General features: G+C 50.7%; 15 protein-coding genes. 13 read left to right on the forward strand and 2 right to left on the reverse strand.

What is annotated here, in order from left to right:
* Positions 1 to 19: 19 nt before the first annotated feature.
* Positions 20 to 208, reverse strand: a complete 189-nt coding sequence (gene rpmB / locus KNO73_RS02325) for a 50S ribosomal protein L28 (RefSeq protein WP_015881349.1) — start codon at positions 206 to 208, stop codon at positions 20 to 22.
* Positions 209 to 460: 252 nt separating this feature from the next.
* Between rpmB and KNO73_RS02330 the strand changes: the two genes are divergently transcribed.
* From KNO73_RS02330 to rnc, 11 genes are all read left to right on the forward strand, one after another.
* Positions 461 to 823 (forward strand): Asp23/Gls24 family envelope stress response protein, encoded by a 363-nt coding sequence (locus KNO73_RS02330; protein WP_015881350.1) that lies wholly within the window; start codon positions 461 to 463, stop codon positions 821 to 823.
* Between the two features lie 22 nt (positions 824 to 845).
* A complete protein-coding gene (locus KNO73_RS02335) occupies positions 846 to 2,525 on the forward strand; it encodes a DAK2 domain-containing protein (protein ID WP_214757121.1) in 1,680 nt (559 codons plus the stop codon).
* Positions 2,526 to 2,588: 63 nt separating this feature from the next.
* Complete coding sequence (gene sdaAB, locus KNO73_RS02340; RefSeq protein ID WP_214684492.1) at positions 2,589 to 3,251, forward strand: L-serine ammonia-lyase, iron-sulfur-dependent subunit beta; 663 nt, start codon at positions 2,589 to 2,591, stop codon at positions 3,249 to 3,251.
* A gap of 12 nt (positions 3,252 to 3,263) precedes the next feature.
* Positions 3,264 to 4,151 (forward strand): L-serine ammonia-lyase, iron-sulfur-dependent, subunit alpha, encoded by an 888-nt coding sequence (sdaAA, locus tag KNO73_RS02345; protein WP_015881353.1) that lies wholly within the window; start codon positions 3,264 to 3,266, stop codon positions 4,149 to 4,151.
* Positions 4,138 to 6,168, forward strand: coding sequence for an ATP-dependent DNA helicase RecG (gene recG / locus KNO73_RS02350; RefSeq protein WP_215112000.1), 2,031 nt, complete (start codon positions 4,138 to 4,140; stop codon positions 6,166 to 6,168). The genes sdaAA and recG overlap by 14 nt, the downstream gene beginning before the upstream one ends.
* A gap of 85 nt (positions 6,169 to 6,253) precedes the next feature.
* Positions 6,254 to 6,823 carry a transcription factor FapR gene (gene fapR, locus KNO73_RS02355; protein ID WP_015881355.1) on the forward strand — a complete coding sequence of 190 codons (570 nt, stop codon included), beginning with the start codon at positions 6,254 to 6,256 and terminating at the stop codon, positions 6,821 to 6,823.
* A complete protein-coding gene (plsX, locus tag KNO73_RS02360; RefSeq protein WP_214684489.1) occupies positions 6,820 to 7,809 on the forward strand; it encodes a phosphate acyltransferase PlsX in 990 nt (329 codons plus the stop codon). Before fapR ends, plsX begins: the two co-directional genes overlap by 4 nt.
* Before the next feature lie 18 nt (positions 7,810 to 7,827).
* Positions 7,828 to 8,748 carry an ACP S-malonyltransferase gene (gene fabD, locus KNO73_RS02365; protein ID WP_214684488.1) on the forward strand — a complete coding sequence of 307 codons (921 nt, stop codon included), beginning with the start codon at positions 7,828 to 7,830 and terminating at the stop codon, positions 8,746 to 8,748.
* Complete coding sequence (gene fabG, locus KNO73_RS02370; RefSeq protein ID WP_015881358.1) at positions 8,741 to 9,481, forward strand: 3-oxoacyl-[acyl-carrier-protein] reductase; 741 nt, start codon at positions 8,741 to 8,743, stop codon at positions 9,479 to 9,481. Before fabD ends, fabG begins: the two co-directional genes overlap by 8 nt.
* Positions 9,482 to 9,539: 58 nt before the next feature.
* On the forward strand, positions 9,540 to 9,779 hold the full coding sequence (gene acpP / locus KNO73_RS02375) for an acyl carrier protein (RefSeq protein ID WP_015881359.1): 240 nt from the start codon (positions 9,540 to 9,542) through the stop codon (positions 9,777 to 9,779).
* 123 nt (positions 9,780 to 9,902) lie between these two features.
* Positions 9,903 to 10,619 (forward strand): ribonuclease III, encoded by a 717-nt coding sequence (gene rnc, locus KNO73_RS02380; RefSeq protein ID WP_035387821.1) that lies wholly within the window; start codon positions 9,903 to 9,905, stop codon positions 10,617 to 10,619.
* A 37-nt stretch (positions 10,620 to 10,656) separates the two neighbouring features.
* Here the strand turns inward: rnc and KNO73_RS02385 are convergent, their stop codons facing one another.
* Positions 10,657 to 10,851, reverse strand: coding sequence for a DUF1128 family protein (locus tag KNO73_RS02385; protein ID WP_015881361.1), 195 nt, complete (start codon positions 10,849 to 10,851; stop codon positions 10,657 to 10,659).
* Positions 10,852 to 10,965: 114 nt separating this feature from the next.
* Here KNO73_RS02385 and smc point away from each other — a divergent pair, with 114 nt between their 5' ends.
* Together smc and ftsY are read left to right on the forward strand one after the other, a co-directional pair.
* Positions 10,966 to 14,523 (forward strand): chromosome segregation protein SMC, encoded by a 3,558-nt coding sequence (gene smc, locus KNO73_RS02390; RefSeq protein ID WP_215112001.1) that lies wholly within the window; start codon positions 10,966 to 10,968, stop codon positions 14,521 to 14,523.
* Complete coding sequence (gene ftsY / locus KNO73_RS02395; RefSeq protein ID WP_015881363.1) at positions 14,520 to 15,545, forward strand: signal recognition particle-docking protein FtsY; 1,026 nt, start codon at positions 14,520 to 14,522, stop codon at positions 15,543 to 15,545. Before smc ends, ftsY begins: the two co-directional genes overlap by 4 nt.
* The last annotated feature ends 64 nt before the right edge of the window (positions 15,546 to 15,609 follow it).

A 15,609-nucleotide genomic window follows, 5' to 3' on the forward strand; every position in this document is an offset into this window, starting at 1 on the left:
ATTCGTTCGTGTATAAGTATTATACGCGTTCAACGAGACCTGATTTAAGTGCGCGAGCTGAAACCCAAACGCGTTTCGGTTTACCGTCAACGAGAATACGAACTTTTTGTACGTTTACACCCCAAGTACGTTTTGTCTTGTTGAGTGCGTGCGAACGGTTGTTACCTGATTTAGGTGATTTACCTGTTACGTAGCATTTACGTGCCATGCGTTTCCCCTCCTTTTTTATGTGGGTTCGTCCTAATAGACACTCGTTTATATTAGCACGGCTTTTTTCCCGATGCAACTAGAAAATCATACCATGACAAGAAAAAAACTTGACATTACTCTCAAGGATTTGAATAATGAATGAGGTTATCGCCTTAATTGACCGAGATTCTGGAGCAGGTTCTTTTAATAACTAGGTACTTATTGTAGAATGTACATTAGGAATCATTCCGAATAAAGGAGGCTACTCCATATGGCAATTGAAATGAAGACAACATATGGCAATATTGACATCACAAGTGACGTCATCGCGACACTCGCAGGTGGTGCGGCGATGGAATGCTTCGGTGTGGTCGGCATGGCTTCACAAGCACAATTGAAAGACGGCATTGCTGAATTGTTAAAACGTGAAAATTACGCGCGTGGTGTCGTCGTACGTCAAGAGGATGAGGACGTACATATCGACATGCACATCATTGTAAGCTACGGGACGAAAGTATCGGAAGTCGCATACAACGTGCAAAGCCGAGTAAAGTATACACTCGGAGAAACTTTAGGATTAAACGTTTCGTCGGTAAATATATTCGTTCAAGGCGTTCGTCTGACGAATGACTGACGAAAACGGAGGAGGATTTGGTGTGGGTTTAAATCGTTTAGATGGCGTGGCGCTCTCAAACATGATCGCGAACGGAGCGGCCAATTTGAGCCAAAACGCAGATTATGTAGATTCGCTTAACGTCTTCCCGGTTCCAGACGGAGACACGGGAACGAACATGAACTTGACGATGACGTCAGGTGCGAAAGAAGTAGCAACCATGAACACATCTGATGTCGCAGAGGTATCATCAAAGTTCGCTCGTGGACTCCTGATGGGAGCACGCGGAAACTCAGGCGTTATTTTAAGCCAGTTGTTCCGCGGTTTCGGGAAAGCCGTTGAAGGAAAGACGGAACTCACGACAATTGATTTTGCAGAAGCACTCAAACGCGGTGTCGATACGGCATACAAAGCGGTTATGAAACCGGTTGAGGGAACGATTTTAACGGTTGCTCGTGAAGCAGCTGATGAAGCGCTCCTTGCGTCTGAGTCGACAAGTGATTTCGCAGAGTTCATGAAACGAGTCATCGTCGAAGCAAAAGCTTCGTTAGACCGTACACCGGACTTATTACCGGTGTTAAAAGAAGTCGGCGTCGTCGACTCAGGTGGTCAAGGACTTCTCGTCATTTACGAAGGATTCCTCGCGAGTCTTGAAGGAAAGGAACTCGAAAAACCACATACACCGGTGATGGATGCATTGGTCGAAGCAGAACACCACGCGCATGCGGCACAAGGATTCATGTCGACAGAGGACATCGAATTCGGTTACTGTACGGAGATCATGGTCCGTTTCCAAGAGGACAAGCTGAAAGATACACCGTTCAACGAAGATGCATTCCGCAACGAGTTGTCTGAACTCGGGGATTCTCTTCTTGTCGTCGCGGACGAGGAACTCTTGAAAGTTCACGTTCACGTCGAGACGCCAGGTGAAGTCATCACGAAAGGGCAACGTTTCGGTGAACTCGTCGCGGTCAAAATCGAGAACATGCGTCAACAACACTCGACGATTCTTGAAGAAGAACACGGTGCCAATCAGCACGGTGTTCAACAAGCGGAGAAGCCGAAAGCACCATTTGCCATCGTAACGGTCGCAATGGGTGAAGGCGTCAGCGAACTGTTCCGTTCACTCGGGGCGGCCCACGTCATCGAAGGTGGTCAGACGATGAACCCGTCGACAGAAGATATCGTCAAGGCGATTGAGTCGGCACATGCGGAACACGTCTTCATCTTCCCGAACAACTCCAACATCATCATGGCGGCTGAACAAGCGGCGTCTGTCGCACCGTGCGGCGTGTCGGTCATTCCGACGAAGACCGTCCCACAAGGTCTCGCTGCAGCCATCGCATTCAATCCTGAAGCGGATGTCGAGATGAATGAACAAGCGATGAAAGCGGCAGCCGCGACAGTGAAGTCCGGCCAAGTGACATACGCTGTTCGTGATACGAGCATCGATGGCGTTGAAATCAAAAAAGATGAGCACATGGCGATTGCTGAGAAGAAAATCGTTTCTTCATCTCCATCGAGCTTAGAAGCGGCTAAACGATTAGTCGATGCGCTCATCGATGCAGACGATGAAATCGTCACGATCTTAACAGGAGAAGGCTCTTCTGCATCGGACGTAGAAGCGTTGACGTCATATATCGAATCGGTGAACGACGAGATTGAAATTGAAGTTCACGACGGCAAACAACCGCTTTACTCTTATATTTTTAGTGTGGAATAAGCTGTTTCGAATCCCTACCTTCTGTATAATGAAGGTAGGGATTTTTGAAAGGGGGAAAAATTGATGAAATATCGTAGTGTGTTTGACATCATTGGTCCGGTCATGGTCGGACCGTCGAGTTCGCATACAGCAGGTGCTGCCCGCATCGGCTTGATGGCCGGGAAGTTGTTCGGGAGAACGCCGCGTACGGCGCACATCACATTTTATGGGTCGTTTGCTGACACGTATCGGGGTCACGGTACGGACGTGGCGATCGTCGGTGGAATCATGGGATTCGATACATTCGATCTGAGAATCCCACAGGCGTTAGATATCGCCCGTGAAAAAGGAATCGAGGTCATCTTTGAGACGAGTGATCTGTTGACGGATCATCCGAATACGGCCCGGGTCTTGCTCGAAGATGATTTTGGCACATTTGAGATTGTCGGAATCTCAATCGGTGGGGGAACGATTGAGATTACGGAACTGAACGGATTCCCGTTGAAACTGACAGGCGGGGGACCTGCACTCGTCGTCTTGCACCATGATCGATTCGGGGCCATCGCGGCTGTGACCGGTGTGTTGGCGAACCACCAATTAAACATTGGACATATGGAAGTGAGCCGCCATGAAAAAGGGATGCAGGCGTTGATGGCGATCGAGATTGATGAGACCATTCCTGCGGAAGTGATCGCAGAGCTGGAACGGTTACCGCAAATCGAACGGATAGCTATTTTTGGGGAATGAGGAGAATGTGTGATGTTTAAATCAGTAGAAGAATTAGTGACGATTGCAACAGAACGGAACATCCCGATTTCTGAAGTGATGATTGAGCAGGAGATGCACGTCAGACGTGCCAGTCGCGAGGACATCATCGGGATGATGGACCGAAATCTTGAAGTGATGGAGGAGGCGGTCGAACGCGCACTCCAAGGTGTCACGTCGGTTACGGGATTGACGGGGAATGATGCCGTACTCATGCAAGACTATATTCGTTCGGGCAAGTCGCTCGCTGGGGACCTCATTTTAGATGCCGTCTCGAAAGCGATTGGGACGAACGAAGTGAACGCGGCGATGGGACGAATCTGTGCGACGCCGACGGCGGGGAGCGCGGGCGTCGTACCGGGAACGTTGTTTGCGGTAAAAGATCGCCTTGAAATGGACCGCGACGCGATGATCCGTTACTTGTTCACGTCAGGTGCGTTCGGATTCGTCGTGGCGAACAACGCCTCGATTTCAGGGGCGGCTGGTGGATGTCAGGCCGAGGTCGGGTCGGCGACGGGCATGGCAGCCGCGGCCATCGTTGAAGCAGCTGGCGGGACACCGGACCAGTCGGCTACGGCATTTGCGATAGCCCTAAAAAATATGCTCGGTCTCGTCTGTGATCCTGTGGCGGGGCTGGTCGAAGTTCCATGCGTCAAGCGAAACGCCATGGGCGGTGCCAACGCTATTGTCGCAGCAGATATGGCGCTCGCGGGGATTACCTCACGTATTCCTTGTGACGAGGTCATCTCGGCGATGCATGAAGTGGGACAAATGATGCCGACCGCCTTAAAAGAGACCGCAAAAGGCGGACTTGCCAATACACCGACGGCTCGTCGCCTCGAACGAAATATATTTGGAGCGAAAGAAGATGCAAAACAATGATCGACTGACGACGCTGAAAGGGGTCGGGCCAGAGATGGCCAAAAAGTTAGAAGTGATGGGACTTGTTCGAATCGAGGACGTGCTGGAGCACGTCCCGTTTCGTTATGAGAATTATAATAGTGGGACAGTGACGACGGCTGTTCACGGTGACCTCGTCAAGTGGAGCGGGACTGTCCAAGCCGAACCGCTCGTTCGCTACTATAGTAAAGGAAAGAATCGTCTCCAGTTCCGCTTGCTACTCGAAGACCGATACGCCGTCCAAGTGACGATGTTCAACCGTGCCTTCTATAAAGAAAAATTGGTGATCGGGGAGACGGTGACGGTCAAAGGGAAATGGGACATGAACCGGATGACAATCAGCGCGACCGACCTTGAATTTGGTGCCCCCTCAGGCGGATTGCAACCGATTTATTCATTACGAGCCGGACTGACACAAAAGAATTTCAGTCGGATTGTGAAGCTCGCTTTTGAGCAGGTGAACGATTTGCCCGAACAGGTCCCGCAAGCCATTCGCGACCGCTATCGATTAGTTGACCGGATGACGATGCTACGTGGGATGCATTTTCCAGATACAGTGGAGACATATAAACAGGCGAGACGAAGCTATGTTTATGAAGAGTGTCTCATGTATCAGTTGAAATTACAGGCGTTTCGGAAAATGGAGCGGTCAGGAAACGGTCGGGCCCTTCACCTCGATAAGCATCAATTGAATGAATTCGTCAAACGGCTCGCATTCCCATTAACCGGAGCCCAGACAAGGGTCATCCGTGAAATCGTATCTGACCTTGAAAGACCAGAACGGATGAACCGATTGTTACAAGGGGATGTCGGGAGCGGGAAGACCGTCGTTGCCGCGATTGCCTTGTATGCGACTGTGACAGCCGGGTATCAAGGAGCTTTGATGGTGCCAACAGAAATCCTTGCCGAACAACATGCGACATCGTTACAGGAATTATTTGAACCGTTTGGCATCACGATTGCCCTCCTGACGAGCTCGGTGAAAGGGAAGGCGCGCGAAGCCCTACTGACGGCAATCCGATCGGGTGACGTCGACATCATCGTCGGGACGCACGCGCTCATCCAAGGACCGGTCGAATTTTCGAATTTACATTTGGCGATCACAGATGAACAACATCGATTCGGTGTCGAACAACGGAAGAAACTTCGCGATAAAGCTGAATTCGCGGACGTCTTATATATGACCGCGACACCGATTCCGAGGACGCTTGCCATCAGTGCGTTCGGAGAAATGGATGTTTCCACAATCGATGAGATGCCAAAAGGACGAAAGCCGATTGAAACGTATTGGGCGAAACACGACCAAATCGATCGTGTGCATGCAATGGTCGATCGGGAACTCGCACTCGGCCGTCAAGCGTATGTGATTGCACCTCTCATCGAGGAGTCGGATACATTAGAAGTGGAGAGTGCGACGGCACTGTATGAGCTATTGAAAGAGCGCTTCTCGAACTATGGCGTTGGCCTGATGCATGGAAAGCTATCGAGTACAGAAAAAGACGAGATTATGAAATCATTCGCCGATAATGCGACACAGATTCTCGTCTCCACAACAGTCGTCGAGGTAGGGGTGAACGTCCCGAACGCCTCTCTAATCATCATTCATGATGCCGAACGTTTCGGTCTCGCGCAATTACACCAGTTGAGAGGGCGTGTCGGTCGTGGTGCGCATCAATCATTCTGCATCTTGGTAGGAGACCCGAAATCGGATGTCGGGAAAGTCCGTTTGAAGACGATGACGGAAACGAACGATGGCTTTGTATTGGCAGAAAAAGATTTAGAGTTGCGTGGGGCTGGTGATTTCTTTGGAACCGCACAGAGCGGTCTCCCGAGTTTCCGTGTCGCCGATCCCGTTCTCGATTTGAAAGTGATGGAAGTGGCCATGCAAGATGCCGTGAAACTTCTCGGAAGCGACACCTTTTGGCATGACGCCCAGTATGAAGGGTTACGTGGCTATTTGAAACAACTCGACCTTCTCGTTGGGGAAAGGTTAGAATAGTACTTGAAAATGACGACTAAAGAATATATACTGCTATTAGTACCAGGTATTAAGTTCTTTAGCGATTAGTTTAGGAGGGAACTGAATGCGGGTACCTAAGAAAGAGCGGCAACGCTTGTTACAAGAAACGATTGAGCATAACCCGTTCATCAAAGACGAAGAACTGTCAAAGCAGTTTTCTGTCAGCATCCAAACAATTCGACTCGACCGGATGGAATTAAAAATTCCGGAAGTGAGGGAACGGATCAAACATGTGGCTTCCGAACATCTCGATGAAGTCAAATCGCTTTCAATGAGCGAGGTCATCGGTGATATGATTGACTTGAAGCTAGATGACTCTGCGATCTCAGTCCTCGATATAGAAAAAGAACACGTCTTTAGCCGCAACGAGATTGCCCGTGGACATGTCTTGTTCGCGCAAGCCAACTCGTTAGCGGTGGCGCTCATCAATGATGAATTGGCGTTGACCACTAAAGCGGACATTCGCTTCAGTCGCCAAGTTCATCTTGGAGAGCGAGTCGTTGCCAAGGCTCGTGTGATGAAACTACGAGGGGACGGGAGAACGGACGTCACAGTTGAAAGTTATGTCGGTGAGGAGTGCGTCTTTGATGGCGACTTCACGATTTACCGACGTGGTGAGGAGGAGCAAGCATGAAGTTAGCGATTGATGCAATGGGTGGCGATCACGCACCGAAGGCGATTGTAGAAGGTGTGAAACGGTTCGTCGCGCAATATCCGAATGAACCGATGGAACTCTTTTTAGTCGGTGATGAGGTGAAAATTGCCTCATACGGTCTTGATGACCCTCGAGTAACGGTCGTTCCAGCCAGTGAGATCATTACAGGCGAAGACGAACCGGTACGGGCGGTGCGCCGTAAGAAGGACAGCTCGCTCGTCGTGGCAGCTCAGCTCGTCAAAGAAGGAAAAGCGGATGCTCTCGTGTCTGCCGGGAATACCGGCGCATTGATGGCGGCGTCTCTTTTCATCATCGGACGGATCCCAGGAATCGAGCGTCCGGCATTATCTCCGACGTTCCCTACATATACTGGTAGTGGTGTCGTCGTCCTGGATGTCGGAGCGAATCCGGATGCAAAAGCTGAACACCTCGTCGACTATGCGATTATGGGTTCACTGTATGCGGAACATGTGCGTGGCATCAAGACACCGCGTGTCGCCCTTCTCAATATCGGGACAGAAGCGGGTAAAGGAAATGCGCTGACAAAAGAAGCGTTCCCCCTCCTTGAACAGGCACCTGTCTATTTTGTTGGGAATGTCGAAGCGCGTGAAGCGATGTCAGGTGACGTGGACGTCATCGTGACCGAAGGATTTGCCGGAAACATCTTGTTAAAGGGTGTGGAGGGCTCCTCTTCGATGCTCATGAAGATGATGAAAGAACAATTCACGAGTGACCTTGTATCTAAACTCGCCGCTCTCATCTTAAAACCGAAATTGAGACGATTAAAAGAAACGCTGGATTATCGCGAACACGGGGGAGCCGGATTATTCGGGATCAATGCGCCGGTCATCAAGGCGCATGGGTCGAGCGATGCACTCGCCATCATGAGTGCGTTGAAACAGGCGAAAATCATGGTAGATCACGATGTCGTGGAAAAAATCAAGCGTGCCAAAGCCATAGACTAAGCGAAAGCAGGTGGAGATATGGGGAAAGTAGCATGGGTGTTTCCGGGGCAAGGTTCTCAAGCCGTTGGAATGGGACAAACCTTTTTAAATCACCCTGAAGCGCTTCAAGCAATCGGACGTCGACTCGGGTTTGACCTCCTTGAAGTCATGTCATCCGGGTCGAAGGAAGACCTACAAGAAACGGAAGTGGCGCAGCCGGCCATCGTGGCGCACGCCTCGCTCCTCGCGCAAGCCTATGCGAAGAGCGGTGCGGCACCAGATGTCGTCATCGGGCATAGTGTTGGTGAATATGCGGCGCTCGTCAGTGCGGGTGTCATCGATCTTGAAGAAGCGACCGTTCTCGTCCGGGCGCGTGGACAGTTGATGTCTGAAGTGAAGGATGGAACGATGGCTGCAGTCGTCGGGATGACCGATCTTCAAGAGGCGCTTCATATCACTGAAAAAATCAGTGCGAGCGGGAATTTAGTTCAAATCGCCAACTTGAATTGTCCTGGTCAATTCGTGATTTCAGGGCATGTCGACGCGGTCGAACAAGCGGGCGTGGAATTGAAGGCTGCCGGTGCGAAGCGGGTATTGCCGTTAAACGTATCTGGAGCGTTCCATAGTTCCTACATGATGCCGGCGGCAACGCGTTTCCAAGATGTCCTCGCCTCGTCACCGTTTGAAGCGGCTTCCGTCGACATGATTTCGAACGTGGACGCGGAGGTGCATCGTGACCCTGAACAGTTGAAGGCGTTATTGACGAAACAACTGTATTCGTCTGTCCGCTTTGAAGATTGTGTACGCAAGGCGATTGCAGACGGCGTAGACACGTTCATCGAGTTCGGCCCATCTTCACCGCTTTCAGGATTGATTAAACGAATCGACTCGAACGTTTCGATTCAAAAGGCGACCACGCTCGAAGAAGTCGCCTCGTTAGGAGGAGAAGTACGTGCATGATCAAGTGGCGATCGTGACAGGGGCGTCCCGGGGAATCGGGGCGGCCATCGCGAAGCGTTTAGGGGAAGACGGCTTTCGGGTCGTCGTGAACTACTCGGGTAGTGAACAAAAGGCGAATGATGTCGTGGCCATGATCACGGAGGCAGGCGGCGAAGCCATCGCCGTGAAAGCAGATGTATCGAATGCTGACGATGTCAAAGCGCTCGTCAAGACGACAGTCGATACGTTCGGACGCGTCGATTGTCTCGTCAACAATGCAGGAATCACCCGCGACGGGTTACTCATGCGGATGAAAGAAGCCGATTTCGAAGATGTGCTATCGACGAACTTAAAAGGCGCCTTTTTGACATCACAAGCCGTCACGAGACCTTTGCTCAAGTCGAAAGCAGGTCGAATCATCAACATCGCCTCGGTTGTCGGGATTACCGGCAATGCAGGACAAGCGAACTATGCGGCTGCAAAAGCAGGGTTGATCGGATTGACAAAATCGGTGGCGCGCGAACTCGCGGGACGTCACGTGACGGTCAATGCCGTCTGTCCAGGGTTCATTCAAACGGATATGACCGATGCCTTGACAGATGCTCAACGAGAGGCTACACTCGAGCAAATTCCGTTCAACCGTTTCGGACAGGTGGAGGATGTGGCGAACCTTGTCTCCTTCCTCGCATCGGAACAAGCGGCTTATGTGACCGGGCAGACGATTGCCGTCGATGGCGGCATGACGATGGCGTAAAAGAGAACTTTACCAACAGACTGACATTTAATATACTTACCTTTGGAGGGATTTTATCATGACAAAAGAACAAATTTTAGTAGACGTACAAGAAGCAGTTGCTGAGAAGCTCGGGAAAGACGTATCTGAGATCACAGCAGAGAAATCGTTCAAGGATGACCTTGGTGCGGATTCACTTGAAGTAATGGAAATGGTGATGGACCTCGAAGACAAATTCGACATCACGATCGAAGACGAAGACGCTGAGAAGCTCGCGACTGTTGGCGACGTAGTGGCTTACATCGAAACAAAATTGTAATCAAGCCATCCCACCGCTCGGTTCCGGGCGGTGGGCTTGTGCTTATTCATGGAGGGAACTATGACAAAAGACAAACGACGGTTTGACCGTCAAGGGTCGGCGCAGCGACGTCGGCGTCAGGAGATGGAACGAGCACGCATCTTGGAATTATTTAAATCATTGGAAGAACGGTTAGACGTTCAATTTTCGAATCACGACTTGTTGATGCAGGCGTTCACACACTCATCTTATGTGAATGAGCAACGCGGGTTACGAAAAGACAATGAACGTTTAGAATTTTTAGGGGATGCTGTTTTAGAACTGACCGTATCTCGCTTTCTCTATGAGACTTATCCGGAGCGCTCCGAGGGGGAATTGACGAAATTACGAGCGGCGATCGTATGTGAACCGTCACTCGTGAATTTTGCGGAAGCTTATGCTTTCTCTGACTTCATCTTGCTTGGGAAAGGTGAAGAGTTGACCGGTGGACGAAAACGTCCGGCACTGCTTGCCGACGTGTTCGAATCCTATATCGGTGCTCTTTATTTGGACCAGGGAATTGAGGCCGTCGAACGATTCCTCGCCGAAGCGGTTTTTCCGAAAGTCTTAGCGGGAGTATTTGAAGAACAGACCGATTTCAAGAGCCAGTTACAGGAGAGCGTTCAACGGGAAGGACTCGGACCTGTTTCGTATGAAATCATCGAGGAACGCGGACCGGCGCATAGCCGGGAATTCGTCGCACATGCACGCCTCAGCGACGACATCGTCGGTGAAGGGGTCGGACGTTCGAAAAAAGAAGCCGAGCAATTGGCTGCTAAAGAAGCGCTTATTGCCTTTAATCGGCGCTACGCAGATTTATAAACGAAAGGAGTGGACCGCTTGGGGGTCCACTCCTTTTTCATGTCAATTGACCGAGTTCTTCGACGATACCATCGACTTCCGACAAAGAGAGCGAAGAGCGTGTCATCACGTACTCGTAAATCTCTTTCACCGCTGACGGATCAGCCGCATTATATTCTTCCGCTTTGATTGCACCGCGGTTAATAATGTTCATTTTATCCAAAATGGCTTCAATCATCTGTTCATTCGTCATCTGTATTCCCCTTTCTACAGTTCTTTTTAGAATAGCATGATTCGGGCATTTTGACGAACTGTTAACTGTGGTAAAATATACAGATGAATGCTTACTGCGGATAGGATGGTCACGATGCACTTAAAACGAATCGAACTCGCTGGCTTTAAATCATTTGCCAAGCGAATTGAATTAGATTTCCGTCCCGGCGTCACGGCTGTAGTAGGGCCGAACGGGAGCGGGAAATCCAATATATCGGACGCTGTTCGCTGGGTACTCGGAGAACAGTCGGCCAAATCACTTCGTGGTGCCAAGATGGAAGATGTCATCTTTGCCGGAAGTGAAGGAGAGAATCACCGAAATGTCGCCGAAGTCACGCTCGTCCTCGATAATCGAGACGAACAGTTGCGTCTCCCATATGAAGAAGTGAGTGTGACCCGTCGCGTGACCCGAAGTGGGGACAGCGACTATTTTATGAATAAAAAACCATGTCGGTTAAAAGATGTGATTGATTTATTTATGGATACAGGTCTTTCACGAGATGCGTTCGCCATCATCGGTCAAGGGCGGGTCGAACAAGTCATTTCTGGGAAACCGGAAGATCGCCGTGCCGTCATTGAAGAGGCAGCCGGTGTATTGAAATATCGTCAGCGGAAAAAACAGGCTGAACGCAAGTTACAGGACACCGAATTAAACTTGTCCCGAGTCGACGACATTCTGTTCGAGTTGGCGGACCGGGTCGAACCGCTCCGTGAACAGGCTGCACTCGCGCGGGAGTACAAAGTCGCCAAAGCGAGGCATGATGAACTCGAAACGGGAATCATGGGCGCAGAAATTCAATTGCTCCAACAGGAGATTGAACAAGTGTCGGCACGTCACGTGGAATCGGTTCAACAGTTATCTGACTGTGACCGTTCGGTACGTGACCTCACGGAGGAACGTAGCGGGCTCGAAGCAACGCTTGCTGAGCTGCGTGAAGAATTGACAGAGCTCAACCAAAACGAACGGGAGCACTCGACCTATGTCGAGCGCTTGACGGGTGACATCAAGCTCGCAAAAGCACAAGAAGAACATGGTGCCGAGATGAAAGAACGACTCATCCGTCAACGCGAAGAAGTACGTGCGGAGATGACCGAGCTTGAAGCGCGGTTGAAGGTCGTTCGTGAAGAACTTGACCAAAAAGGAAACACGTTGAAACAAACGACTGCGACGAGAGAGACGCTTCAACAACAGTTGACAGCCGCCTCTCGTGATTTCAATGCTGAAATTGAAGCGTTACAAAGTGAGGCGTTTGAACTCGCGACAACGAAAGCGACAATCGGTAACCAACAAAAGCGGGAACAACGAGATATCGATGTCGCCGTCGAGTCGAAAGAACGCCTTCTTCGCGAGAACAAACATCGTCTCGAGGATCGTTCCTCGCAGGAAGCGACGCTTTTGACGACTCGAGAACAGTATGAAGTGGTGCAAAGTCGCTTTGAACAACTGAGTAAAAAAGAAACGGAACTTCGGGACGAAGAGATGTCAATTCGTGAAAAACGTACCCGAGCCGAATCGTCTTATTACGATCTCGAACGCCGCCGTCAGAAGACGGAAGACCGAATCGAGATGCTCGAACGGATGAAGCAATCGTATGAAGGCTATTTCCATGCGGTCAAGTTCGTCTTAAAAGACCGCTCACCAGGTGTCCTTGGTGCTGTCGCCGAATTGATTCGTGTCCGTCCTTCGTATGAAGCGGCAATCGAAACGGCACTTGGGCAGACACAGCAGCATGTAGTCGTACAAGATGAGTCAGTGGGGCGCCGTGAAATTGACAAATTACGAAAAGCCAACGCAGGACGGGCGACATTCTTGCCGATGACGACGATCAAACCGAGATTCGTGCCGAGTGACGTGTTCGATCGACTCGACTCGATGAACGGATTTGTCGGGGTGGCGTCGGAACTCGTTGAAACAGATGCATCATACGAGACGTTGAAAAAGTCGTTGCTCGGTTCAGTGCTCGTGGCGGAGACACTTGAAGTCGCGAACCGCATCGCCCAATCGACGGGTTATCGTTTCCGTGTCGTCACGTTAGAAGGGGACATCGTCAACGTCGGTGGTTCGATGACGGGTGGTAGTCGCAAGCAGGGCGTGGCCCTGTTCACGCAGTCGCGCGAATTGGATGACTTGAAACAAGGTCTCACCCAAGGGCTCGCCATGTTGCATGAACAAAAAACACGTCTTCAAGAGTATACAGAACAGTTGACGGACATTACGCGTCAATTATCTGAACTTCGGGATGAGAAACGTTCCGTTGAAACGAACCTCCGTGAAGTCGAGTCAGCCTACCGTACTGCGGAACGTGCCTCGCTCGATGCCAAGTCACAACTTGAACTGTTCGATCATGAAATGATGCGCTACGAGCGGACGATCGAGACAGCGACTGCCGAATTAGAGCGACTGACGATTGAATTGGCCGATACGGACCGCGCACAAGCTGACATTCGTTCTCGTCTCGAATCGCTTCGGGCCGAGCAGGCGAAAAGTGCTCAGAGCACGGGCCAACTGGAATCGATGCTTCGTCAAAACGAGCTCGATCTTCAGCGGCACACGCTCGAAGAAGAACGGGTCCGATATGAATTGGACCGTTTGACGACCGAACAAAATCGTCTGCAGGAACGAAGCGATCAGATGGAGCGTGAACTGACGCGGCTCGAGAGTGGAGAAGTCGTGTCGTCTATGGAACTTGAGGCGACGCTTGCTACTGCCAAACTGGATTTCACAGAAATTCAAGAGCGGCTTCAAGAAGTGACGGCAACACTCAAGACGAACGAAGAGGCGTATCGGATCATACGTCAACGGGTCGATCAGGCAACGGAGGCAAGACGTCAAGCAGAAGCTGTCGTCCGAAAACTCGAAACGGCAAAACAAGAGTTCGAGCTGAAACGACAATGGAAGCTCGATGCATTAGAAGAGAATGGACTCGTTGCAGAACTATTGCCGGCACTCGAGATCCCACTAGAAGAGGCGAAAGAGGAGTTCAAGTTGCTCGTTCGTCAAATCGAAGAGATCGGACCGGTCAATCTGAATGCGATCGAAGAGTTTGATAGTGTCCATGAACGGTTCACATTCTTATCCGAGCAACGGGATGACCTCGTCAGTGCAAAAGAGGATTTATATGAGATCATCGCCGAGATGGACCGCGAAGTGACACGCCTCTTCAAAGAGACCTATACGAGCGTCCGGGCGCACTTCAAACAGACGTTCACCGAGCTCTTCGGTGGCGGGGAAGCGGATTTGAAATTGGTCGACGAATCGGATTTGTTGAACACAGGAATCGAAATCGTCGCCAAACCACCGGGTAAAAAGTTACAGACGCTCAGTCTGTTGTCTGGTGGGGAGCGTGCGCTGACGGCCATCGCCTTATTGTTTGCGATTTTGAAGACGCGTCCCGTACCGTTCTGTGTCCTCGATGAAGTCGAGGCGGCCCTTGACGAGGCGAACGTGCATCGTTTCGGAGAATACATTCGGACGTTGTCGATCGACACGCAGTTCGTCATCATCACGCACCGTAAAGGCACGATGGAAGCGGCGGACACACTATATGGCGTCACGATGCAACAGAACGGGGTGTCCGAGGTATTATCGGTCGAACTGTCTGAAGCAAAACGTGTCGTTGAAATGGATGAAGAGATGGAGGAATCACGTTGAGCTTTTTCAAGAAATTAAAAGAGAAATTGACGACATCTACCCAAGAGGTGTCACAGAAGTTTACAGAGGGGTTGACGAAGACACGTGACGGCTTTGCAAGTGCCGTCAACGACCTCGTCTATCGCTTCCGCGAGGTGGATGAAGATTTCTTCGATGAACTCGAAGATTTACTCATTCAAGCGGACGTCGGCGTCACGACGACGATGGACCTCGTCGAAGATTTGAAAGAAGAAGTGAAGCGACGTAATCTGAAGGACCCGGTCGCGGTGCGTGACGCACTCGTCGAAGTGGTGGCGAACCGCCTCCAAGAGGATGAATCGGACCGTGAACTCAATATGCAGGACGGACTCACGGTCATCTTGTTTGTCGGCGTCAATGGTGTCGGAAAGACAACGACCATCGGCAAGCTGGCGCACCAGTTGAAATCTGAAGGGCGTTCCGTCATGCTCGCGGCAGGTGATACGTTCCGTGCCGGCGCTATCGAGCAACTTCAAGTATGGGGAGAACGTGTCGGGGTACCCGTCATTCGTCAAACGGAAGGATCTGACCCGGCTGCAGTCGTCTTTGACGCCGTTCAGGCTGCCAAGTCACGCAACATGGACGTCTTGATTTGTGATACGGCGGGACGTCTTCAAAATAAGGTCAATCTAATGAAAGAACTTGAAAAAGTCAAACGAGTCATTGAGCGGGAAGTACCGAACGGACCGCACGAAGTATTGCTCGCATTAGACGCGACGACGGGTCAAAACGCCATGGTTCAAGCGAAAGCGTTCAAAGAAGCGACGAACGTGAGCGGAATCGTCCTCACGAAGCTCGATGGGACGGCCAAAGGCGGAATTGTCCTAGCGATTCGGAACGAACTCGATATCCCGGTCAAGTATGTCGGCCTTGGAGAGAAGATTGACGATTTACAGGAGTTTGATCCAGAACAGTTCGTCCTTGGATTGTTCGGTGACGTTTTTGAAGACAAGAACGAGGAAGCTTTGACAGAAAAAGAGGACACAAACGAGGACCTCGCCTAAGTTTTGCTGTTAAGAAAAAAACTTGACAAGTACTAGGCACGGCTGTACTATAGGTAGTTGTAAA

Source organism: Exiguobacterium sp. s83 (assembly GCF_018617095.1).
Classification (GTDB): Bacteria; Bacillota; Bacilli; order Exiguobacteriales; family Exiguobacteriaceae; genus Exiguobacterium; species Exiguobacterium profundum.

Bases quoted from the DNA above. Each gene is read 5' to 3' on its own strand.
- plsX (WP_214684489.1), top strand. From the start codon at position 6,820: ATGAAGTTAGCGATTGATGCAATGGGTGGCGATCACGCACCGAAGGCG.
- KNO73_RS02330 (WP_015881350.1), top strand. From the start codon at position 461: ATGGCAATTGAAATGAAGACAACATATGGCAATATTGACATCACAAGT.
- fapR (WP_015881355.1), top strand. From the start codon at position 6,254: ATGCGGGTACCTAAGAAAGAGCGGCAACGCTTGTTACAAGAAACGATT.
- sdaAB (WP_214684492.1), top strand. From the start codon at position 2,589: ATGAAATATCGTAGTGTGTTTGACATCATTGGTCCGGTCATGGTCGGA.
- smc (WP_215112001.1), top strand. From the start codon at position 10,966: ATGCACTTAAAACGAATCGAACTCGCTGGCTTTAAATCATTTGCCAAG.
- KNO73_RS02385 (WP_015881361.1), bottom strand. From the start codon at position 10,851: ATGACGAATGAACAGATGATTGAAGCCATTTTGGATAAAATGAACATT.
- fabD (WP_214684488.1), top strand. From the start codon at position 7,828: ATGGGGAAAGTAGCATGGGTGTTTCCGGGGCAAGGTTCTCAAGCCGTT.
- rnc (WP_035387821.1), top strand. From the start codon at position 9,903: ATGGAACGAGCACGCATCTTGGAATTATTTAAATCATTGGAAGAACGG.
- recG (WP_215112000.1), top strand. From the start codon at position 4,138: ATGCAAAACAATGATCGACTGACGACGCTGAAAGGGGTCGGGCCAGAG.
- rpmB (WP_015881349.1), bottom strand. From the start codon at position 208: ATGGCACGTAAATGCTACGTAACAGGTAAATCACCTAAATCAGGTAAC.
- acpP (WP_015881359.1), top strand. From the start codon at position 9,540: ATGACAAAAGAACAAATTTTAGTAGACGTACAAGAAGCAGTTGCTGAG.
- sdaAA (WP_015881353.1), top strand. From the start codon at position 3,264: ATGTTTAAATCAGTAGAAGAATTAGTGACGATTGCAACAGAACGGAAC.